17 protein-coding genes are annotated in these 20,363 nt (G+C 71.1%); 11 read left to right on the top strand and 6 right to left on the bottom strand.

The genetic code is table 11. The features are described 5' to 3' along the window. The first annotated feature begins 29 nt into the window (after positions 1-29). A complete protein-coding gene (locus AB0N02_RS34265; RefSeq protein ID WP_363955047.1) occupies positions 30-659 on the top strand; it encodes a response regulator transcription factor in 630 nt (209 codons plus the stop codon). A gap of 56 nt (positions 660-715) precedes the next feature. Here AB0N02_RS34265 and AB0N02_RS34270 read toward each other — a convergent pair whose 3' ends face one another. Together AB0N02_RS34270 and dapD are read right to left on the bottom strand one after the other, a co-directional pair. Beyond that, positions 716-1,324 carry a hypothetical protein gene (locus AB0N02_RS34270; RefSeq protein WP_363955050.1) on the bottom strand — a complete coding sequence of 203 codons (609 nt, stop codon included), beginning with the start codon at positions 1,322-1,324 and terminating at the stop codon, positions 716-718. A 117-nt stretch (positions 1,325-1,441) separates the two neighbouring features. After that, the gene (gene dapD / locus AB0N02_RS34275) at positions 1,442-2,419 is read right to left on the bottom strand and encodes a 2,3,4,5-tetrahydropyridine-2,6-dicarboxylate N-succinyltransferase (RefSeq protein ID WP_363955052.1); all 978 of its coding nucleotides are present in this window, start codon (positions 2,417-2,419) and stop codon (positions 1,442-1,444) included. A 94-nt stretch (positions 2,420-2,513) separates the two neighbouring features. Between dapD and AB0N02_RS34280 the strand changes: the two genes are divergently transcribed. Both AB0N02_RS34280 and thrS read left to right on the top strand, forming a co-directional pair. Beyond that, the gene (locus tag AB0N02_RS34280; RefSeq protein WP_363955054.1) at positions 2,514-3,218 is read left to right on the top strand and encodes a GH25 family lysozyme; all 705 of its coding nucleotides are present in this window, start codon (positions 2,514-2,516) and stop codon (positions 3,216-3,218) included. A gap of 57 nt (positions 3,219-3,275) precedes the next feature. Beyond that, positions 3,276-5,243, top strand: a complete 1,968-nt coding sequence (gene thrS, locus AB0N02_RS34285) for a threonine--tRNA ligase (protein WP_363955056.1) — start codon at positions 3,276-3,278, stop codon at positions 5,241-5,243. Between the two features lie 172 nt (positions 5,244-5,415). On the opposite strand, the gene AB0N02_RS34290 is transcribed toward thrS, so the two are convergent. Further along, positions 5,416-6,012, bottom strand: coding sequence for an Asp23/Gls24 family envelope stress response protein (locus AB0N02_RS34290; RefSeq protein WP_363955057.1), 597 nt, complete (start codon positions 6,010-6,012; stop codon positions 5,416-5,418). A gap of 125 nt (positions 6,013-6,137) precedes the next feature. Between AB0N02_RS34290 and AB0N02_RS34295 the strand changes: the two genes are divergently transcribed. Further along, entirely contained in the window at positions 6,138-6,692 is a 555-nt protein-coding gene (locus AB0N02_RS34295) for an HIT domain-containing protein (RefSeq protein WP_363955059.1), read from the top strand. Here AB0N02_RS34295 and AB0N02_RS34300 read toward each other — a convergent pair. From AB0N02_RS34300 to AB0N02_RS34310, 3 genes are all read right to left on the bottom strand, one after another. Then, a complete protein-coding gene (locus AB0N02_RS34300) occupies positions 6,635-8,749 on the bottom strand; it encodes a hypothetical protein (protein ID WP_363955062.1) in 2,115 nt (704 codons plus the stop codon). The two genes, AB0N02_RS34295 and AB0N02_RS34300, sit on opposite strands and share 58 nt — an antisense overlap. A gap of 96 nt (positions 8,750-8,845) precedes the next feature. Continuing rightward, on the bottom strand, positions 8,846-10,504 hold the full coding sequence (locus tag AB0N02_RS34305) for a family 10 glycosylhydrolase (protein WP_363955064.1): 1,659 nt from the start codon (positions 10,502-10,504) through the stop codon (positions 8,846-8,848). A 129-nt stretch (positions 10,505-10,633) separates the two neighbouring features. Continuing rightward, a complete protein-coding gene (locus AB0N02_RS34310; RefSeq protein ID WP_363955066.1) occupies positions 10,634-12,766 on the bottom strand; it encodes an elongation factor G-like protein EF-G2 in 2,133 nt (710 codons plus the stop codon). Positions 12,767-12,965: 199 nt separating this feature from the next. On the opposite strand from AB0N02_RS34310, the gene pgsA reads away from it, so the two are divergent. The 7 genes from pgsA (at position 12,966) to AB0N02_RS34345 (ending at position 20,298) form a co-directional block, all read left to right on the top strand. Beyond that, positions 12,966-13,583 carry a phosphatidylinositol phosphate synthase gene (gene pgsA / locus AB0N02_RS34315; protein ID WP_363955068.1) on the top strand — a complete coding sequence of 206 codons (618 nt, stop codon included), beginning with the start codon at positions 12,966-12,968 and terminating at the stop codon, positions 13,581-13,583. Positions 13,584-13,596: 13 nt separating this feature from the next. Beyond that, complete coding sequence (locus tag AB0N02_RS34320; RefSeq protein WP_363955071.1) at positions 13,597-14,511, top strand: phosphatidylinositol mannoside acyltransferase; 915 nt, start codon at positions 13,597-13,599, stop codon at positions 14,509-14,511. A gap of 130 nt (positions 14,512-14,641) precedes the next feature. Then, positions 14,642-15,769, top strand: coding sequence for a glycosyltransferase family 4 protein (locus AB0N02_RS34325; protein WP_363955074.1), 1,128 nt, complete (start codon positions 14,642-14,644; stop codon positions 15,767-15,769). Then, positions 15,766-16,305 carry a hypothetical protein gene (locus tag AB0N02_RS34330; protein ID WP_363955077.1) on the top strand — a complete coding sequence of 180 codons (540 nt, stop codon included), beginning with the start codon at positions 15,766-15,768 and terminating at the stop codon, positions 16,303-16,305. Before AB0N02_RS34325 ends, AB0N02_RS34330 begins: the two co-directional genes overlap by 4 nt. A gap of 82 nt (positions 16,306-16,387) precedes the next feature. Further along, positions 16,388-17,404 (top strand): DUF3048 domain-containing protein, encoded by a 1,017-nt coding sequence (locus AB0N02_RS34335; protein WP_363955080.1) that lies wholly within the window; start codon positions 16,388-16,390, stop codon positions 17,402-17,404. Between the two features lie 149 nt (positions 17,405-17,553). Then, complete coding sequence (gene pdxS, locus AB0N02_RS34340; protein ID WP_363955083.1) at positions 17,554-18,468, top strand: pyridoxal 5'-phosphate synthase lyase subunit PdxS; 915 nt, start codon at positions 17,554-17,556, stop codon at positions 18,466-18,468. Positions 18,469-18,606: 138 nt separating this feature from the next. Continuing rightward, positions 18,607-20,298, top strand: coding sequence for an alkaline phosphatase D family protein (locus AB0N02_RS34345; protein WP_363955086.1), 1,692 nt, complete (start codon positions 18,607-18,609; stop codon positions 20,296-20,298). Positions 20,299-20,363 lie beyond the last annotated feature (65 nt).

The following is a 20,363-nucleotide window of genomic DNA, read 5'->3' on the forward strand; positions in this document are numbered from 1 at the left end:
TGAGAGAAGTTGAGAGAAGAGGAGACCCCGTGCGGGTGGTGCTGGCCGAGGACGCGGTCCTGCTCCGCGAGGGGCTGATCGGGCTGCTGGAGCGCTTCGGCCACCCCGTGGTGGCCGCCGTCGGCGACGTGCCCTCGCTGGTGGCCGCCGTCGAGGAACACGAGCCCGACATCGTGGTGACCGACGTGCGGATGCCGCCCGCCTTCACCGACGAGGGCCTGCGCGCCGCGCTCACCCTGCGTACGGCGCGTCCCGGCCTCCCGGTGCTGATCCTCAGCCAGTACGTCCAGCAGGCCTACGTCGCCGAGCTCATGGACGGCGGGATCGGCTACCTGCTCAAGGACCGGATCGGTCACGTCAGGGAGTTCGTCGACGCCCTGGAGAGGGTCGCGGCCGGCGCCACGGTCGTCGACCCCGAGGTGGTCAGGCAGCTGCTGGCCCGCCGCCGTGATCCGCTGCGGCGTCTGACCCCCCGGGAGCACGAGGTGCTCGCCCTCGTCGCCGAGGGCCGTTCGAACTCCGCCGTCGCCAGAACCCTCGTCGTCACCGAGGCCGCCGTGGCCAAGCACATCGCGAGCATCCTCGCCAAGCTCGACCTGCCTCCCGCCGGGGACGACCACCGCAGGGTCCTCGCCGTTCTCGCCTACCTGCGGGGCTGAGGCGGCCTCACGGGCGGGTGAGGACGGCGGGCCGGGACGGATGACCGGAACCGGGTCTAGGCGCCGAAGGCGCTCAGGGTGGCCCAGGCCGTGCCGGAGCCGACGGCGACCCCGGCGGCGACCTGGGCGGGAGTGTGGTGGCCCAGCCGCGTCCTGGCCCAGCAGATCGTGGCCACGACCAGCGCGCCGGCCACGAGAGTGGGCGCGGCGGGCAGCACCCGGGAGAGCACCACCACGGTGCCCGCGGAGACCGCCGCGTGGAAGGAGATCTTCCACCTGAGTGTGACCGGGACGGTCACCGCGAGCGCGGCCAGCATCGCGGTCACCGTGGCCACCAGCAGCCGGGGCGCGCCCAGCCAGACCAGCAGCACCAGCGCGACCAGCACCGCCCCGACGGCCACCAGCAGGGGCTTCGTCCTGCTCGCGCGGTCGACCAGGTGGTGGGAGTCGAGCCGGCCCGAGCGGACTCCGGCCAGGATCACCCCCGCCGGGACCCCGCCGCACAGCGCCGAGGCCCCCAGCCCCCAACCGGCCCCCGGCCAGCCGTCCGCCAGCAGGCCGACGACCGGGGGCAGCACGATGACCAGCAGTTGCGGGGCGAACAGCCCGGTGACCCACCGGGCGGCCCTGACGGCCCCCGCCGGGGCCGTCTCATCGCGTGCCATTTCCCGACCGCCCATGCCACTCCCCACTGATCAAAGGCTCGTCGCGCTAACCTTGGCAGGAGAGCGGCCCGGGGGCGAAGTCCGCGGGCCGGAAGTGGTCCTGTGCGGCCGAGAGGGTCAGTCGTTGGCGTGCAGAGCGCTGTTGAGCTCGATGCCGGTGCCCTGGCGGGCGACGACCTCCACGGCCCCCGTGGTGGAGTTGCGGCGGAACAGCAGGCCGGAGGAGCCGGACAGCTCGGCGGCCTTGGCGACCCGTCCGTCGGGGAGGACGACCTTCGTCCCGGCCGTGACGTACAGGCCCGCCTCCACGACGCAGTCGTCGCCGAGGGAGATGCCGACACCGCTGTTGGCGCCGAGCAGGCAGCGGCGGCCGATGGAGATGACCTGCTTGCCGCCGCCGGACAGGGTGCCCATGATCGAGGCGCCGCCGCCGACGTCGGAGCCGTCGTCGACGACCACGCCCGCCGAGATGCGGCCCTCGACCATGGACGTGCCCAGCGTCCCGGCGTTGAAGTTGACGAAGCCCTCGTGCATCACCGTCGTGCCCGCGGCCAGGTGCGCGCCCAGCCGGACCCGGTCGGCGTCGGCGATCCGCACGCCGGACGGCAGCACGTAGTCGACCATCCGGGGGAACTTGTCGACGCCGTGGACGGTGACGGCGCCGCGGGCGCGCAGGCGCAGCCGTACGGACTCGAAGTCCTCCACGGCGCACGGGCCGTGGTTGGTCCACACCACGTTGCTGAGCAGGCCGAACAGGCCGTCCAGGTTCTGCCCGTGGGGCTGGACGAGGCGGGCGGAGAGCAGGTGGAGGCGGAGGTAGACGTCGTGGGTGTCGGCGGGGGGCTCCGACAGCTTGGCGATCCCGGTGGACACCGCGACCACCTCGACCCCGCGGGCCTGGTCGGGGCCGAGCAGCGCGGCGACCTCGGGGCCGAGCGCCTCTACGGCCTCCTGGGCGGTCAGCCGCCTGGTGCCGGGGGAGGCCGGCTCGCCCAGTTGCGGGGAGGGGAACCAGGTGTCGAGCACGGTTCCGTCCGGGGTGATGGTGGCGATGCCGACGCCGTGGGCGCCGGAGGTCTGAGCTGCTGCGTTCACGTCGGCCAAGCCTAGTCAAAAGCGGTGCAACGGCCGTACGCCGAGGGGTGTGGTCGGCGTGTGCGCACGCCACGCCGTCAATAGCGTGGCGGCCATGTTGTACGGGATCGACGTGTCGAACTGGCAGGGGGCGGTCGACTGGGGCGACCACGCGGACGACGGCGTCGCCTTCGCCTTCGCGAAGGCGACGGAGGGAAGCACCTTCGTCGACCGGTGGTTCGACAGGAACTGGAACGGGATGCGGGAGAACTGGATCGTCTGCGGGGCATATCACTTCGCCCGCCCCGCGGGAGACCCGGAGGAGCAGGCGCGCTGTTTCCTGCGGACGGTACAGCGGGCGGGCGGGCTGCACCACGGCGACCTGCTGGCCCTCGACCTGGAGACCAGCGACCGTCTGCCCGCCCCCAAGGTGGCCCGTTTCGCCCGCCGCTGGTGCCGGGCCGTCACCGCGCAGGCCGGGGTGCGGCCGGTGATCTACACGTTCCTGACCTTCGCCTACGGCGGCAACTGCGCGGGACTGGAGGACTATCCGCTGTGGATCGCGGCGCCCGGCAACCCCACCGGCAGGCCGGATGTGCCGGGCCCCTGGAACCGGTGGACCATCCACCAGTACGCCCACAAGCCGCTGGACCGCAACGTCTTCCACGGCACCCGGGCCGAACTCACCTCGCTGGGTTACCGCAGGCGGCACGGTGCGAACAGACATGGCGCGGGCAGGCACGGCGTGGACGGGCACAGGGCCGAAAAGCACAGGGGCGAGAAACACAGGGCTGGGAAAAGGCGTGGCGGACACCGGTAGCATCGATCCAGAACGGGATTTTCCCGCGACCAGTTTCACGTCTACCGAGGAGCAACCGTGTCGGCCGTGTCAGAACTTCGCATCACCCTCGCCGGAGCCGAGCGTGTGGTGGCGGAGGGCACGACGTACGGCGACGCGCTCGAGGCGGACGGCCGCTCGGTCGTCGCCGCCCGCGCGAACGGCGAGCTGAAGGACCTTGAGGCACTCGTCGCCGAGGGCGACGTGATCGAGCCCGTCGAGGTCGGCAGCCCCGACGGCAGGGCCATCGTGCGCCACTCGACCGCCCACGTCATGGCCCAGGCCGTGCAGGAGATCTTCCCCGAGGCGAAGCTGGGCATCGGCCCGCCGGTGGAGAACGGTTTCTACTACGACTTCGACGTCAAGTCCCCCTTCACCCCCGAGGACCTCAAGCGCATCGAGAAGCGCATGCGTGAGATCGTCAAGCAGGGGCAGCGCTTCTCCCGCAGGCGGGTCTCCGACGAGGAGGCGCGCGAGGAGCTGGCGGCGGAGCCGTACAAGCTGGAGCTCATCGGGCTCAAGGGCGGCGGCGACGCCGAGGAGAACGTGGAGGTCGGCGGCGCGGAGCTGACCATCTACGACAACCTCGACCCGAAGAGCGGCGAGCTGTGCTGGAAGGACCTGTGCCGTGGGCCGCACGTGCCCACCACCCGCTCCATCCCGGCGTTCAAGCTGATGCGCACCGGCGGCGCCTACTGGCGGGGCAGCGAGAAGAACCCGCAGCTCCAGCGGATCTACGGCACCGCCTGGGAGTCGCGCGACAGGCAGGACGAGTACCTCCACTTCCTGGAGGAGGCCGAAAAGCGCGACCACCGCAAGCTGGGCGCCGAGCTCGACCTGTTCTCCTTCCCCGACGAGCTGGGTTCGGGCCTGCCGGTCTTCCACCCCAAGGGCGGCGTGATCCGCCGGGTCATGGAGGACTACTCACGGCGCAGGCACGAGGAGGCGGGTTACTCCTTCGTCAACACCCCGCACATCACCAAGAGCCACCTCTACGAGATCTCCGGGCACCTGGACTGGTACGCCGACGGCATGTTCCCGCCCATGGAGCTGGAGGGCGCCAAGTACTACCTCAAGCCGATGAACTGCCCGATGCACAACCTGATCTTCAGGGCGCGCGGGCGTTCCTACCGTGAGCTGCCGCTGCGGCTGTTCGAGTTCGGCACCGTCTACCGCTACGAGAAGTCCGGCGTCGTCCACGGCCTGACCCGCGTGCGCGGCCTCACCCAGGACGACGCGCACATCTTCTGCACCCGCGACCAGATGCGCGACGAGCTGAAGTCGCTGCTCAGGTTCGTCCTGGAACTGCTGCGCGACTACGGCCTGGAGGACTTCTACCTGGAGCTGTCGACCAAGGACCCGGTCAAGTTCGTCGGCACCGACGAGGACTGGGAGGAGGCCACCGAGACCCTGCGCGAGGTCGCGGAGTCGGAGAACCTCGAGCTGGTCATGGACCCCGGCGGGGCGGCGTTCTACGGGCCGAAGATCTCCGTGCAGGCCCGTGACGCCATCGGCCGCAGCTGGCAGATGTCGACCATCCAGCTCGACTTCAACCTTCCGAAGCTGTTCGAGCTGGAGTTCCAGTCGTCGGACGGCTCCCGCCGGCAGCCCGTCATGATCCACCGGGCGCTGTTCGGCTCGATCGAGCGCTTCTTCGGCGTCCTGGTCGAGCACTACGCGGGCGCCTTCCCTCCGTGGCTCGCCCCGGTGCAGGTCGTCGGCATCCCGATCGCCGACGCCCACGCGCCCTACCTGCAGGACGTGGCCAAGAAGGCCCGCGAGCGGGGCATCCGGATCGAGGTCGACGCCTCCGACGACCGGATGCAGAAGAAGATCCGCAACGCGCAGAAGTCCAAGGTGCCGTTCATGCTGCTGGCGGGCGACGAGGACATCGCCAACGGCGCGGTCTCCTTCAGGTTCCGCAACGGTGAGCAGAAGAACGGCGTCCCGGTCGACCAGGCGATCGAGGAGATCGCCGACGCGATCGAGCGCCGGATCCAGGTCTGACCGACCCCCGTCGTGGCCCGCGGCCCGCACCCTCGCAAGAGGGCGCGGGCCGCGGTTTTTCTCCGGGAACACCGCGTCTCCGGAAACACCGCGTCTCCAGCAGGGTCTCCGGGGTCTCCGGGGAACACCGCGGGGGCGGGGCCGGGCGCGGCCCGGCCCCCTTCGCCCAGGCTCAGGCCTCTTCGGGGGCGGGCGGCTCGGCGGCGAGCTCGCCGGGCAGGCGGACGTCGTCCACGCCGACGTTGACCTCGACGACCCGCATCCCCAGCATCCGGCTGACCGTGCGGGCCACGTTGGTCTTGACCTCGTTGGCCACGTCCATCACCACGTGGCCGTACTCCACCACGATCGACACGTCGATCGCGACCGTGCGGTCCTGGACGTGGGCGCTCACGCCCCGGCCGCCGCGCCTGGCCCTGGGGACGGCGCGTTCGCGGACCGGCTCGAGGATGCCCGCCGGGTCCTCGCCCAGCCCGGTGACACCGGCCACCTCGAGCGTGGCCAGGGCGGAGACCTTCTCCACCACCTCGTCGGCCACCTTGATGCGGCCCTTCACCACGGCGGAGGCCACCGGCTCATGGACGATCACCGGCTCCGGGGCGGCCACGGGCTCCGAGATCGCCACGGGCTCCGGGACGATCACCGGTTCGGAGACGGCCGGGGCCGCCAGGTTCGCCGAGAGGTTCAGGGAGAACGGGCGGGCGGCCACGGCCGTCTCAGCGGGAGAGTCGGTCTCCTCGATGATTTCCTCGACGGAGAGGTCGGTCATGGGTACTCCTCGGCTGTTGATGTCACGCTGGCTGGGATTCTGCCGGAAATTAGGCTGCTTTGTCCGCATATACACTGGGGCACCGGCTGGAGGCCTCCGGAGCGGGTGGGCCTATGCTGCAATGCATGCAGGAGAGTGAGCCGATCGAGCAGGCCGGAGCCGGGGCCCCCGACAACTTCCAGCGACTGTGGACCCCGCACCGGATGGCCTACATCAAGGGAACCAACAAGCCGACCGGCTCGGGCCCGGGCGACGGCTGCCCGTTCTGCGAGATCCCCGGCATGAGCGACGAGGACGGACTGATCGTCGCCAGGGGCGAGTCGGTCTTCGCCGTGCTCAACCTCTACCCGTACAACTCCGGCCACCTGATGGTCTGCCCCTACCGGCACGTGGCGGACTACGCCGACCTCGACGACGCGGAGACCGGCGAGCTCGCCGACTTCACCAAGCGGGCGCTGGCGGCCCTGCGCAAGGCCAGCGGAGCGCAGGGCTTCAACGTGGGCATGAACCTCGGCGGGGTCGCGGGCGCGGGCATCGCCGCCCACCTGCACCAGCACGTGGTCCCCCGCTGGGGCGGCGACACCAACTTCATGCCGGTGGTCGGTCACACCAAGGTGCTGCCTCAGTTGTTGCGCGACACCAGGGAACTGCTCGCCGGCTCCTGGCCCGTCTCCTCGTAGCCGGCCGCGCCGTCGCCGAGGGCCTTGACGCCCGCCGACAGCGCCAGCGGCACGCCGAGGGCGAGCGCCATGGACAGCACCGCGGCTCCCGAGTCGTTGACCAGCATGCCGATCACCCCGCTGACCAGGGCGCCGACCAGGCCCGCCCGCAGCGCGGGGGAGTGCTCGAACGCGGCGGGGAGGACCCCGGCGCTCGCCGCGTCGGGGTGCAGCAGCGCGTAGACCAGGAACGCGGCGGCGGCGATCACGATCGGCATCAGGTTCGGGTTGAGCAGCGTGCCCAGCATCGCGCCGAGTTTGCGGCCGATCACCTCCGCCGCCTCGCCGGTGAGCACCTGGCCGACGAAACGTCCCAGGTGCGTCTGGGAGGCGGGGGGACGCAGGTAGTCGAGGTAGGCGATGGCCATCACGATGACGCCGCCCGCCGCGCAGAACGCGCCCAGCTTGACGATCGAGACCCGCCTGCCCGCGATCAGCAGCGCGGTCACCGCGATGCCGGGCACGAAGGCGATCACGCCGCCGAAGTCGCTGCCGACCCCGGGCCAGCCGCCCAGGATCATCGCGGTGCTCCCCAGCACCGCCACGACGGCCACCGCCACACCCCGGCGCCCCCGGGCCGTCAGCCGGTGGGCGATCGTGGTCGCCAGCAGCAGCACCGACGTGGCGAAGAGCGCGAACGGAATGTTGCCCAGGCCGTAGTAGCGGGCGCCGACCACCGCGGTGTAGCCCATCACGCTGTTGAGCTGCAGGGTCGTCCCGGTCAGCAGGTCACCGGCGAGCACCGCCGCGGTGACCCCCGCCACGACCGCCAGCGGCCCGAGCGGGCTGCGCCGCCAGGGCCCGGCGAGCGCGACCGCGGCCAGCAGGACCGCGATCCCGGCGATCCCGCCGACCAGGGCGAGCAGCGGAGCCCCGCTGTGATGCCAGGGGGTGAGGTTGACCAGATACGTCGACACCGGCAGGGACGCCAGCGCCAGCGCCGCCACCCGGACGCCGCCGAGCCCGCGCCTGCGGCGCATCAGCAGGAAGGCGACGACGTAGAACAGGACCTGCAGCACGGCGACCGTCGTGAAGAAGACGCCGCCCATGTCCCTGATCGTCTGCCCGGCCACGTCGGCGTTGGCCAGTTCGGTCCGGGCCGCCTCCACGCCGCCGCTGTGGCCGCCCGCCCGCCAGGGCACCCCGATCACCGTCGGCGGCGCCGTGACGCCCGTGAGGGCGAGCATGGTGGCGGTGACGTCCGGCAGGATCGTGACGTCCTCGCGGTGGGTCGAGGCCGCCCCCAGGAAGCGTCCTGAGACGTCTCCTGAGCGCATCATGGCCACCCGCAGGTGCGGCACGCCACCGTGGTCCCCCAGGCCCGCCAGCAGCACCGAGACGTCCTGCGGGAGAGCCCGCAGCGCCGTCCCCACCTTGGCGTCGGCCAGCCGCAGCGCGGCCGCCCGCCGCTGCGGATCGAGGCTCTCATCGGCCTCGGGCAGCCGCCCGCCGGTCACGTAGGGCCGGATCAGGTCGTCGACGTCGACGGCGGCCATCCGGCACGCGGCGAAGGCGTCCGGGGTGAGCCGGTCGGGGGAGGGGAGGTAACGGTCGACCCTTCCCGAGCGGTCGGCCAGGGCCAGCGCCGCCCCGGGACCGACCGCCAGCGTGCACTCCCCGGCGGCGTGCGCGGCCTCGCCGAGCGCTCCCGCGTTCTTCTGCCCGGAGACCCGCATGAGATCCCCGTGGCCGGGCACGACGGCGCCCGCCGCCTCGGGGACGGGCTCGGGCGGGAGCCCGCAGCCGTGGCCGACCGCCGACCTCACTCCGGCCGAGACCGTCAGCCACCCGTCGTAGGGGCACGTCACCCGGCCGACCGTGCGCACCGACAGCGAGCCGACCGCGCTCTGACCGGCCAGCCGCCACAGGTTCGGCGTCTCGCCGGCGCTCAGATCACTCCAGCGCAGGCCCGGGACCCCGATCAGCACCACCCGTCCGCCCGTCTGCGTGGCGGCGTGCGCGGCACCCGGCCACAGCACGCTCAAGACCAGTGCAAACGCGACAAGCGTCCGCCTCACCGAAGACCTCCCCAGACCTCGCCCCAAATGCTGGCACCGTAGGGGAACAGCGCACCCGTGGTCCAGAGAACACGAAGATCCGGGGCAGGTCGTGTATCAGGGCAGGACCGTTTTGGCGGGCGCGCTCTCGTTCTGCAGGCGGTCCAGGGCCGTGACCAGGTAGGTGGCGCCACCGGTCGCGGCGAAGGTCTGGCGCTCCCCGTCCGCCGCCGGCACGACGGCGACCAGGTCACGGGCGTCGGCGGTCGTGCACTTGTCCACCTTCTTGCCCGCGGCGACCCGGTAGACCGCGTACGCGCGGGCGTTCGGGGAGGACTTCCAGCTGATCGTGGTGTCCTGGACCCTCAGGTCGGCGGGCACGGCCGGAGCCTGGCCGCCGAGGTCCCCGATCAGGGGCAGCAGCGCCGGGCGGGTGTAGTACTCCTTGACGATCCGGTCCAGCACGCCCAGCGGGTTGGTCAGGAGCTGCTTGCCGCTGAAGTAGACGTCACCGCGGACCTCCTCGTACTTGCGGTTGAACGCCAGGTGCGAGGGCAGCTCGCCCGGCCTGGTCCAGGCCGGGGTGTCGGTCGCGCCGACCCGGTAGAGGCCCTGGCCGATGTACAGCTGCACGCCGGTGCCCTTGACCTCGTTGGCCCACCACGGCACCAGCACGTCGTAGTCGGCGGCCTTGAACCCGCGCGGCCAGTAGAGCTGCGGGATGACGTAGTCGACCGTGCCCTTCTTGATCCAGTGGCGGGCGTCGGCGTAGATGGAGTCGTAGGCGGACATGCCGCCGGTCGCCGAGCCGGTGGGGTCCTCGGTCTTGTTCCGCCAGATCCCGAAGGGGCTCACCCCGAACTTGATGTACGGCTTCGCCTCGTGCACCACCGTGTCGACCTGGGCGATCAGCTTGTTGACGTTGGCCCGCCGCCAGTCGGCCCTCTTGGTGCCCTTGCCGTACTTGGCGAAGGCGTCGTCGTCGTCGAACTTCGCACCGGCCCCGGGGTAGGGGTAGAAGTAGTCGTCGAAGTGGACCCCGTCCACGTCGTAGCGCTGCACCACGTCCTTGACGACCGCGGTGACGTGGTCGCGGACCTCCGGCAGGCCGGGGTTGTAGTAGAACTTGCCCTCGTGCTTGACGATCCACTCGGGGTGCCTCCTGGCCGGGTGGTCGGCCGGGAGCCCGTTCAGGCCGCCCTCGAAGACGGCCCGGTAGGGGTTGAACCAGGCGTGGAACTCCAGCCCGCGCCGGTGGGCCTCGGCGATCAGGAAGGGCAGCGGGTCCCAGCCGGGGTCCTTGCCCGCCGTACCGGTCAGATAGGCCGACCAGGGCTCCAGGGACGACTTGTAGAAGGCGTCGGAGGCCGGGCGGACCTGGAAGAAGACCGCGTTGAACCGGCGCTTGACCGCGTTGTCGAGGAGCCGGATGTACTCCGCCTGCTGCTTGGCGATCGGCAGGCCGGTGCGCGAGGGCCAGTCGATGTTCTTGACCGTGGCGATCCAGACTCCGCGCATCTCCCGCTTGGGATACTTCGCGTTGGTCGGGCACGACGCCGTCACCGAGTCGGCCGCGGCCGTCGCCGGCGCCCGCCCGCCGTCACCGTCGGCCGCGGGCTTGGCCGGCGCGGCGGGCTTGGCGGATTTGGCGGGCTTGACGACCTTGGCGTGCTTGGCGGGCTTGGCCGGCGGCGCCTCCGGGCCGAAGGCGTAGGCGGCGCTGGTGGTGACCACGGCGAGGGCGGCGGCGGCGAGCAAAGGACGTGCTGTTCGCATGGTTCATCAGTCTGGCACCGTGACCGCAATGCTTTGGTCAGAAAAAAAGAAATCGTTCTGTGATGTTAATGTTACGCATTCAGTTGTTCGGGAGGCGTGAGCCCGATGGTCCACGCCTCCCGCCGGAAATCAGCCGGCGACCTTGTCCACCAGGTGGGCGGGCAGTGGCTCATAGCGCAGGAAGACGCGCTGGAACGTCCCCGTGCCGTGCGACATGGAGCGCAGGTCGATGGCGTAACGGGTGATCTCCAGTTCGGGCACCTCCGCCCGCACCAGGGTCCGCCCGACACCGACCGGCTCGGTGCCGAGAACGCGGCCGCGGCGCGAGGAGAGGTCGGACATCACCGAGCCGACGTGGTCGTCGGGGACGAGCACGGACACCTCGTCGACCGGCTCCAGCAGCAGCGTCGGGACCTTGGACGCCGCCTCCTTCAGCGCGAGCGCCCCGGCGATCTGGAAGGCCATGTCGGAGGAGTCGACCGAGTGGGCCTTGCCGTCGTACAGCGTCACCCTCACGTCCACCACGGGGTAGCCGGCCAGCACGCCGCGCTGCATCTGGGTGCGCACGCCCTTCTCGACCGACGGGATGAACTGGCGGGGCACCACGCCGCCGACGATCTTGTCCACGAACTCGAAGCCCCCGCCCGAGGGCAGAGGCTCGACCTCCAGGTGGCAGATGGCGAACTGGCCGTGCCCGCCGGTCTGCTTGACGTTGCGGCCCAGCGCCTGGCAGGTGCCGCCGAAGGTCTCCCTGAGCGGCACCCGCAGCTCGATCTTCTCGACCTCGACGCCGTGCCGCCTGCTCAGCCGGTCCAGCAGGACGTCGGCGTGGGCCTCGCCCATGCACCACAGCACGAGCTGACGGGTCTCGGAGTTGTTCTCGAGCCGGAGCGTGGGGTCCTCGGCGACCAGCCGCTGCAGCGCCTGGCCGAGCTTGTCGTCGTCGGCCTTGGACCTCGCCTGGATCGCCACGGGCAGCAGCGGGTCGGGCATCGTCCAGGCGGTCATCAGCAGGGGCCGCTCCTTGTCGGAGAGGGTGTCGCCGGTCTCCGCGCGGGACAGCTTGGCCACCGCGACGATGTCCCCGGCGACGCACTTGGCGGTCGTGCGCTGGAGTTTGCCCAGCGGCGAGGAGAGCGCGCCGATGCGCTCGTCCAGGTCGTGGTCCTCGTGGCCCCGGTCGGCCAGCCCGTGCCCGGAGACGTGCACGGTCATGTCCGGGCGCAGCGTCCCGGAGAACACCCGGACCAGGCTGATGCGGCCCACGTAGGGGTCGCTGGTGGTCTTGACGACCTCGGCCACGAGCGGCCCGTCGGGGTCGCAGGCGATGCCGGGGGCCGGTTCGCCGTCGATCGTGGTGATCTCCGGCAGCGGGTGCTCCAGCGGCGAGGGGAAACCCTGGACGATGAGCTGGAGGATCTCGTGCGCGCCCACGCCGCCCCCGGTGGCGAGCACCGGGTAGAAGCCGCCGCGCGCCACCGCCTTCTCCAGGTCGCCGATGAGGGTCTCCGTGGAGATCTCCTCGCCCGAGAGGTAACGGTCCATCAGGGACTCGTCCTCGCTCTCCTGGATGATCCCCTCGATGAGCGGGCCGCGGTAGACCTCGATCTGGTCCTGGTAGGAGGGGCCGGGGGCGTTCTCGCTCCGCGTGCCGGTCGCGTAGTTGTAGAACTTCTGGGTCAGCAGCCCGATGAGACCGTTCAACCGGCCGTTGGTCACCACCGGGAGGTACAGCGGGGCCACGCCGTCCCCGAAGACGTCCTGGCAGGTGGCGAGCACCTCCTCGAAGTCGGCCCGCTGGTGGTCGAGCTTCGTGATCACCACGGCGCGCGGCATCCCCACGGCCGCGCACTCCTCCCACAGCATCCGGGTCAGGCCGTCGACGCCCTCGGACGCCGAGACGACGAAGAGCGCGGCGTCGGCCGCGCGCAGCCCGGCGCGCAGGTCGCCGACGAAGTCGGCGTATCCGGGCGTGTCCAGTAGGTTGATCTTGACGTCGTCGTGGACCAGCGGGGCCACGGTGAGGTTCACCGAACGCTGCTGGCGCACCTCGACCTCGTCGAAGTCGCTGACCGTGCCGCCGTCCTCGACCCGGCCCGGTCGCTGGATGGTCCGGGTCGCGGCCAGCAGCGTCTCCACGAGAGTCGTCTTGCCCGCGCCGGAATGGCCGACCAGCACGACATTTCTGATCATGTCCGGCCGGTCGGCCGCGGGTGCCCTCCCCGCGGCTCCCGCTGCCCCGCCGGTTGCCTTCTCTGCCACGTCGCCTCCTGCGTCGTTGCCGAAGGAGCGCGGCCGCCTGCGGCCACACCCCGGGGTCCGCCGCCGCGTCCGTACACCGCAAGGACGCGGTGTGTTCACCAAATACCCATGTGGCAAATATCACAAGAGGGCCGCGCCAATCCGCTTGCGGAGCGTTGGACGCGCGCTCACAGGCCGTGTGGCCTACGATCGGAACGCGATGCTCAAACTTCTGCGCCCCGTCGTAACCCGAATCATGACCCCCCTGGGCAGGGCGCTCGCCCGCCGAGGGATCAGCCCCAACGTGGTCACCACGGTCGGCACGCTCGGCACCGTAGCCGCGGCTCTCTTCTTCTATCCCCGTGGACAGTTGTTCCCCGGTACCGTCGTGATCACTATTTTCGTGCTGGCCGACCTCCTCGACGGGGTCATGGCCAGGATGACGGGGCCGGGAAGCCTCTGGGGGGCCTTCCTCGACTCCACCCTCGACAGGGTGGGCGACGCCGGGATCTTCTCCGGGCTGCTCGTCTGGTTCATGGTGAGCGGGCAGCGGGTGCTGGCGGGGGTCACGTTGTTCTGTCTCGTCGCGGGGGCGCTGGTCTCCTACATCAAGGCCAGGGCCGAGGGGCTGGGCCTGAAGTGCGACGTCGGACTCGCCGAGCGGCCGGAGCGCCTGGTCGTCGGTCTGGTCTCCGCCGGTCTCGGTGGCCTCGGCGTGCCGTACGTGCTGGCCGGGGGGCTCTGGCTGCTCGCCGTCGCCAGCGCGGTCACGGTCGGGCAGCGTCTCCTCCACGTCCGCCGCCAGGCCGTCTCCGCCGAGCCCGCCCCCCTCCGCTGATCGGGAAAGAACGATGACAGGCAAGCCGTCTCCCCAGGAACGCCTGGTCGCCGCCGGGTTCGGCGCCGGCTGGGCGATCGTCCCCCGTCTCCCCGAACGTCTCACGGCCTGGGCCTTCCGGGTGGCCGCCGACCGGCTCTGGAAGCGCCACGGCGGCTCGGTGCGCCGCCTGGAGGCCAACCTCGCCCGGGTCAAGGGCACCTCGCCGGACGACCCGCAGATCCGGGAGCTGAGCCGCGACGGCATGCGCTCCTATTTCCGCTACTTCCACGAGATCTTCCGGCTGCCCTCCATGCCGGCGGATGAGATCGTCTCCCGCATGCACGTCAGCGGAGACCAGCAGATCTACGACAACCTGGACCGGGGACGCGGGGTGATCCTGGCCCTGCCGCACATGGGCAACTGGGACCAGGCGGGAGCCTGGTTCACCGCGACGGGGCACCCGTTCACCACCGTGGCCGAACGGCTGCGGCCCGAGTCGCTGTTCCGCCGCTACACCGCCTTCCGCGAGGGGCTGGGCATGGAGGTCCTGCCGCTCACCGGGGGCGACGGCCACACCTTCGGCACCCTGTCGCAGCGGCTGCGCGCGGGCGGAGCCGTCGCCCTGCCCGCCGAGCGGGACCTGACCGCCAAGGGCGTCGAGGTCCGGTTCTTCGGCGCGGCCACGCGCATTCCCGCGGGCCCCGCGCTGCTGGCCGTGCACACCGGGGCGGCGCTGATCCCGGCGGTCCCGTACTTCCAGGGGCGCGACTGGGGCCTGCAGTTCCACGAGGAGATCGCCGTTCCCGAGCAGGGCAGCCGCAAGGAGAAGGTCGCCGCCGTCTCGCAGGACCTGGCCACCGTCTTCGAGAAGGGCATCTCCGAGCACCCGGAAGACTGGCACATGCTCCAGCGGCTCTGGCTCGACGACCTGGAACCGCGCGGGTGAGGACCGCCCGGAAGCGGGAGGCCGGGCGAGGCGGGAAAGATGGACAATACTGACGACGCGGGTGGCCGGACCCTGTACCGGACGCGCCGGAAGCGACGTGGGCGGGCGCCCGAGGAGTGATGAGGAAGCAGTGAGGATCGGCATCGTCTGCCCGTACACCTGGGACGTGCCCGGCGGTGTCCAGGCCCACATCCGCGATCTCGCCGAGGCCCTCATCGAGGAGGGCCACCAGGTCTCGGTCATCGCCCCGGCGTCCGAGAACGCCCCGCTGCCCGCCTACGTGACCTCGGTCGGCAGGGCGGTCCCCGTCCCCTTCAACGGCTCGGTCGCCAGGCTGTCGTTCGGCTTCCTGTCGGCCAACCGGGTGCGCCGCTGGGTGCGCGAGGGCCGTTTCGACGTGCTGCACGTGCACGAGCCCGCGGTTCCCTCGGTCGGGCTGCTGGCCTGCTGGGCGGCCAAGGGCCCGATCGTGGCCACCTTCCACACCTCCCACGAGCGCTACCGCAGCCTGTCGGTCACCACGCCCGTCCTCATGAGCGCGCTGGAGAAGGTCAGCGGCCGGATCGCCGTCTCCGACGCGGCGAGGAAGACCCTGGTCGAGTTCATCGGCGGCGACGCCGTGCTCATCCCCAACGGGGTGGCGGTCGGCCGCTACGCCCACGCCGAGCCGTTGCCCGGCTGGGACGAGGGCGAGGTGATCGGGTTCCTCGGCCGGATGGACGAGCCGCGCAAGGGGCTCGCGGTGCTGCTGGAGGCGTTCGTCGCGCTGGCCCCCGAGCGTCCCGGGCTGCGCCTGCTCATCGCCGGTCCCGGTGACGCGGAGGAGGTGCTGGAGCGTGTCCCGGCCCGATTCCGCGATCGCGTCGGCCTGCTCGGCATGGTCAGCGAGGAGGACAAGGTGCGCGCCTACCACTCGGTCGACGTGTTCTGCGCGCCCAACCTGGGCGGGGAGAGCTTCGGCATCGTGCTGACCGAGGCGATGTCGGCGGGCGCCGCGATCCTGGCCAGCGACATCCCGGCCTTCCGCAAGGTGCTCGACGAGGGGCAGGCGGGGGCGCTGTTCGAGACCGGCAACGCCGTCTCGCTCGCCCGTGAGGCGGCCGCGCTGCTCGACGATCCCCGGCGCAGGGCCAAGCTGTCGGACGAGGCCCGGCAGGCCGTGTGGAAGTACGACTGGTCCACGGTCGCCCGCGACGTCCTGAGAGTCTACGAGACCGTCGCCGTGGCCGCGGGGGTCGAGGAGGACGAGGCGCGATGACCACCACGCTGATCCTGGTGGTGGGCGCGATCGTGCTGCTCACCGCCGTCTACATCTCCTGGCGGGCGGGCCGTCTCGACCGGCTGCACATCCGCCTGGAACTGGCCCGCGAGTCCCTGGACGCCGCGCTGGTACGGCGGACCGCCGTGGCCCTCGAACTGGCCGCCTCCCGGATCCTGGATCCGGCGACGAGCCTGCTGCTGGCCACCGCGGCCCACGAGGCCCGTACGGCGGGCCCCGAGGAGCGGGAGCACGCGGAGAGCGACCTGTCGCGCGCGCTGCGGGCCGTTGTGGACCAGGAGCGTTTCCGGGACCGCCTCGCCGACACCCCGGGGGGAGACGCGCTGCTGGAGGAGCTCGGCGCCGCGGTGGCCAAGGTGCTCTACTCACGCCGTTTCCACAACAACGCGGTCGACGTGACGCGTATCGCCCAGCGCCGCTGGCTGGCCCGGACGCTGAGGCTGGCCGGGCACACGGAGTATCCCGCCTTCTTCGAGATCGACGACGTCCCGCCGAAGACCCTCGGCATCGAATAGGCCGTTCTGGAACTCGTATAACCGACAAGTCGGGCACCGGTAAGCTCTTGGGCATTTCATGGCCGATTTGAGGAGACGAACCGTGCGGGTGCCCCGGATGATCGCCGTCACGCTGGTGGGAGCGGCCGTTCTCGTGCCGGTCGCGGCCTGCTCCTCCAGTGAGCCCGCCGCGGGGAACCCCCCGCCGCCGGCGGCGGCCGATCCGTCCACGACGCCTACCCCCGAGCCCCCGCCGACCCATCCCTTCACCGGGCTCCCCGGTGCCGCGCGCAGGCCGGTGCTCGCCGCCAAGATCGAGAACACCTCGGCCGGCAAACCGCAGCTCGGGCTCAAGAGCGCCGACATCGTCTACGTCGAGCAGGTGGAGGCGGGGCTGACGCGCCTGATGGCCGTCTTCTCCTCGAAACTTCCCGCCAAGATCGGCCCGGTCCGCAGTGCCCGGATCTCCGACCTGCACATCCTGCCGCAGTTCGGCAAGCCCGCCCTGGCCTACTCGGGCGTGCAGACCAAGATGATCCCCAGGGTCCAGGAGGCCTCGCTCGTCGACGTCTCCGACAGCCGGGCCCCCGGCGCCTACTTCCGCCAGCCGGGCCGCTACGCGCCCTACAACCTGTTCGCCAACACCAGGCAGCTGCTGGCCAAGGCGCCAGGCGCGTCCAAGGCCAAGGACATCGGCTTCACCTTCGGCGACGCCCCCCAGGGAGGCGTCTCCAAGAAGGCGTTCAGCGTCAAGTATCCCGCCGCCCGCTTCACCTTCACCTGGTCCGAGGCCGACGGCAGGTGGCTGATCTGGCAGGACGGCAAGAAGGACATGGCGGCTGAGGGCGGCCAGCTCGGCGCGCCCACGATCGTCGTGCAGTACGTCAAGACCGAGCGTTCCGAGTATCACGACCTGAACCAGAGCTACACGCCCCTGGTGCACAGCGTCGGCAAGGGCAAGGCGGTCGTGCTCCGCGACGGCCAGGCGTTCAAGGCGACCTGGTCGCGCAAGACGGAGGAGGAGGGTACGGTCTTCACCACGGCGGCGGGGGAGCCGATGAACTTCGCCCCGGGCCAGGTGTGGGTCGTCCTGGCGGCCCCGAAGCCGGTCATTCCCTGATCGTCCTTCCATCATGTCCAAGAAGATCGCTCGAAGGCGACAAGATGTCGTGTAAAGGGACATGGGACTCAGCGCCTACGATAGAGATGCCGGAAACCGCCCTGGGGGCGGCCCGTGATCCGCAACCCAGCCGTCGTGAGGTAGAGACCGTGTCCAGCAGCACGCCCGAAGTCACCCAGCCCGCCGTCACCGGAACCGCCCGGGTGAAGCGCGGCATGGCAGAGATGCTCAAGGGCGGCGTCATCATGGACGTCGTCAACGCGGAGCAGGCCAAGATCGCCGAGGACGCCGGAGCCGTCGCCGTCATGGCCCTCGAGCGGGTGCCCGCCGACATCCGCGCCCAGGGTGGCGTCTCGCGGATGAGCGACCCCGACATGATCGACGGCATCATCTCCGCCGTCTCCATCCCCGTCATGGCGAAGGCCCGCATCGGCCACTTCGTCGAGGCGCAGGTGCTCCAGTCGCTCGGCGTCGACTACATCGACGAGTCCGAGGTGCTGACCCCGGCCGACTACGCCAACCACATCGACAAGTGGCAGTTCACGGTGCCCTTCGTCTGCGGGGCGACCAACCTGGGCGAGGCGCTGCGCCGCATCACCGAGGGCGCGGCGATGATCCGCTCCAAGGGCGAGGCCGGAACCGGCGACGTCTCCAACGCCACCATGCACATGCGCAAGATCCGCGGTGAGCTCAAGCGGCTGTCCTCGCTGCCCGAGGACGAGCTGTACGTCGCGGCCAAGGAGCTGCAGGCGCCGTACGAGCTGGTCGCGGAGGTCGCCAAGGCCGGCAAGCTTCCCGTCGTGCTCTTCACCGCGGGCGGCATCGCCACCCCCGCCGACGCCGCGATGATGATGCAGCTCGGCGCCGAGGGCGTGTTCGTCGGCTCCGGCATCTTCAAGTCCGGCAACCCGGCCCAGCGCGCCGCGGCGATCGTCAAGGCCACCACGTTCCACGACGACCCGGACGTTATCGCCAAGGTCTCCCGCGGCCTGGGCGAGGCCATGGTCGGCATCAACGTCGACGACATCCCGGCCCCGCACCGCCTGGCGGAGCGCGGCTGGTAAGCAGGCCCAAGAAGACCCAGAAAAGGCGGCATCCGTGACGGATGCCGCCTTTTTCATGACCGCGGATATTCACTCCGGCGTCACGATCCTCCGCAAGGCTGGCGGACGTTCATGTCCGATCATCCTCGGAGGCCCCCCATGTCCCGGCTCAGCCGACGCTCCTTTCTCGTCACCGGCATCGCGGCGGGCGCGGCGGCGGGTATGCCCGCCCTGGCGAACGCCGACCCCGAACCCGCCCCGGAGAGCGCCGCGTCCCTGGCCTCCCGCGGCCTGCGCGCCGATCCCTTCACCCTGGGCGTCGCCTCCGGCGACCCCGACTCCGACGGTTTCGTGATCTGGACCCGCCTGGCGCCCCAGCCGCTCGCCGAGGACGGCCTCGGCGGCATGCCCGCCGGCTCCTTCACGGTGCACTGGCAGGTCTACGGCGACGAGGCGGGACGCCGCGTCCTGCGGCGGGGTGTCGCCCAGGCGACCGGGGAGTGGGGCTACTCGGTCCACGTCGAGGTGGACGGGCTCGCCTCCGACAGGGACCACTGGTACCGCTTCAAGGTCGGCCCCTACGTCTCGCCGATGGGCCGGGCCAGGACCGCCCCGCACCCGCTGTCCTACGGTTCGGGCCTGGCGATGGCCTTCGTGTCCTGCGCCCAGTACGAGCACGGCTACTTCACCGCCTACCGGCGCCTGGCCGAGGACCGCCCCGACCTGGTCCTGCACCTGGGCGACTACCAGTACGAGTACCGGCGCGACACCTACACCATCCCCGGGGGCAACGTCCGTCACCACGAGGGCCCGGAGACCGAGACCCTCGCCGGCTACCGGCAGCGGCACGCGCAGTACAAGGCCGATCCCGACCTCCAGGCGGCGCACGCCGCCGCGCCCTGGCTGGTCGTCTGGGACGACCACGAGCTGGACAACAACTGGGCCGACGAGGTGCCGGAGAACCCGGAGATCCCCCAGCCGAACTTCCTGGCCCGGCGCGAGGCGGCCTTCCGGGCCTACTACGAGAACATGCCGCTGCGGCGCAGATCCGTCCCCAGGGGCATCGACATGCAGCTCTACCGGCGGATCCGGTGGGGCGCCCTGGCCACCTTCCACATGCTCGACACCCGGCAGTACCGCAGCGATCAGGGCTGCGGCGACGGTTACCGCGACTGCCCGGCGGCGCTCGACCCGGCGCGCTCGATCACCGGTGAGGCGCAGGAGCGCTGGCTGCTGGACGGCTTCCACCACTCGCGGGCGCAGTGGGACATCCTCGGCCAGCAGGTCTTCTTCGCCCAGCGTGACAACAACGCCGGACCGGCCAAGGTCACCAGCCAGGACGCCTGGGACGGCTACGTCGCCTCGCGGCAGCGGATCACCCAGGGCTGGGTGGACGCCGGGGTCCGCAACCCGGTCGTGCTCACCGGCGACGTCCACGCCCACTGGGCCGGCGACCTCAAGCTCGACTACGACGACCCGACCACGCGCACGGTCGGCTCCGAGCTGGTCGCCACCTCCATCACGACGGGCGGCGACGGCAAGGACTCCGACCCGCAGAGCCAGCCGTTCCTCAAGATCAATCCGCACCTGAAGTTCTACAACAACCAGCGCGGCTACGTCCTGACGCGGATCGAGCGCGAGCTGCTCACCGCCGACTTCAAGGTCCTCCCGCAGGTGCAGCAGGGGGGCGCGCAGGCGCACGTCAAGGCCACCTTCGTGGTCGAGGACGGGGTGCCTGGAGTGCAGCAGACCTATCTGCGGCCGCTCGACCTCTCGGCGAGCAGGACGTCCCGGGCGGCGGACGCCGACCTGATCCAGGAGGTCGTCGACCTGGAGACCAGGCGTCCCTAGAACCGCCGGAGCGCTCCGGAGCACTGAGGGGGCGGCGTCCTCGGGGCGCCGCCCCCCTTCGCAAT

Source organism: Streptosporangium sp. NPDC051022 (assembly GCF_040683035.1).
Lineage (GTDB): Bacteria > Actinomycetota > Actinomycetes > Streptosporangiales > Streptosporangiaceae > Streptosporangium.

Bases quoted from the DNA above. Each gene is read 5' to 3' on its own strand.
- AB0N02_RS34270 (WP_363955050.1), bottom strand. From the start codon at position 1,324: ATGGCACGCGATGAGACGGCCCCGGCGGGGGCCGTCAGGGCCGCCCGG.
- AB0N02_RS34280 (WP_363955054.1), top strand. From the start codon at position 2,514: ATGTTGTACGGGATCGACGTGTCGAACTGGCAGGGGGCGGTCGACTGG.
- AB0N02_RS34290 (WP_363955057.1), bottom strand. From the start codon at position 6,012: ATGACCGACCTCTCCGTCGAGGAAATCATCGAGGAGACCGACTCTCCC.
- AB0N02_RS34295 (WP_363955059.1), top strand. From the start codon at position 6,138: ATGCAGGAGAGTGAGCCGATCGAGCAGGCCGGAGCCGGGGCCCCCGAC.
- AB0N02_RS34305 (WP_363955064.1), bottom strand. From the start codon at position 10,504: ATGCGAACAGCACGTCCTTTGCTCGCCGCCGCCGCCCTCGCCGTGGTC.
- pgsA (WP_363955068.1), top strand. From the start codon at position 12,966: ATGCTCAAACTTCTGCGCCCCGTCGTAACCCGAATCATGACCCCCCTG.
- AB0N02_RS34320 (WP_363955071.1), top strand. From the start codon at position 13,597: ATGACAGGCAAGCCGTCTCCCCAGGAACGCCTGGTCGCCGCCGGGTTC.
- AB0N02_RS34330 (WP_363955077.1), top strand. From the start codon at position 15,766: ATGACCACCACGCTGATCCTGGTGGTGGGCGCGATCGTGCTGCTCACC.
- AB0N02_RS34345 (WP_363955086.1), top strand. From the start codon at position 18,607: ATGTCCCGGCTCAGCCGACGCTCCTTTCTCGTCACCGGCATCGCGGCG.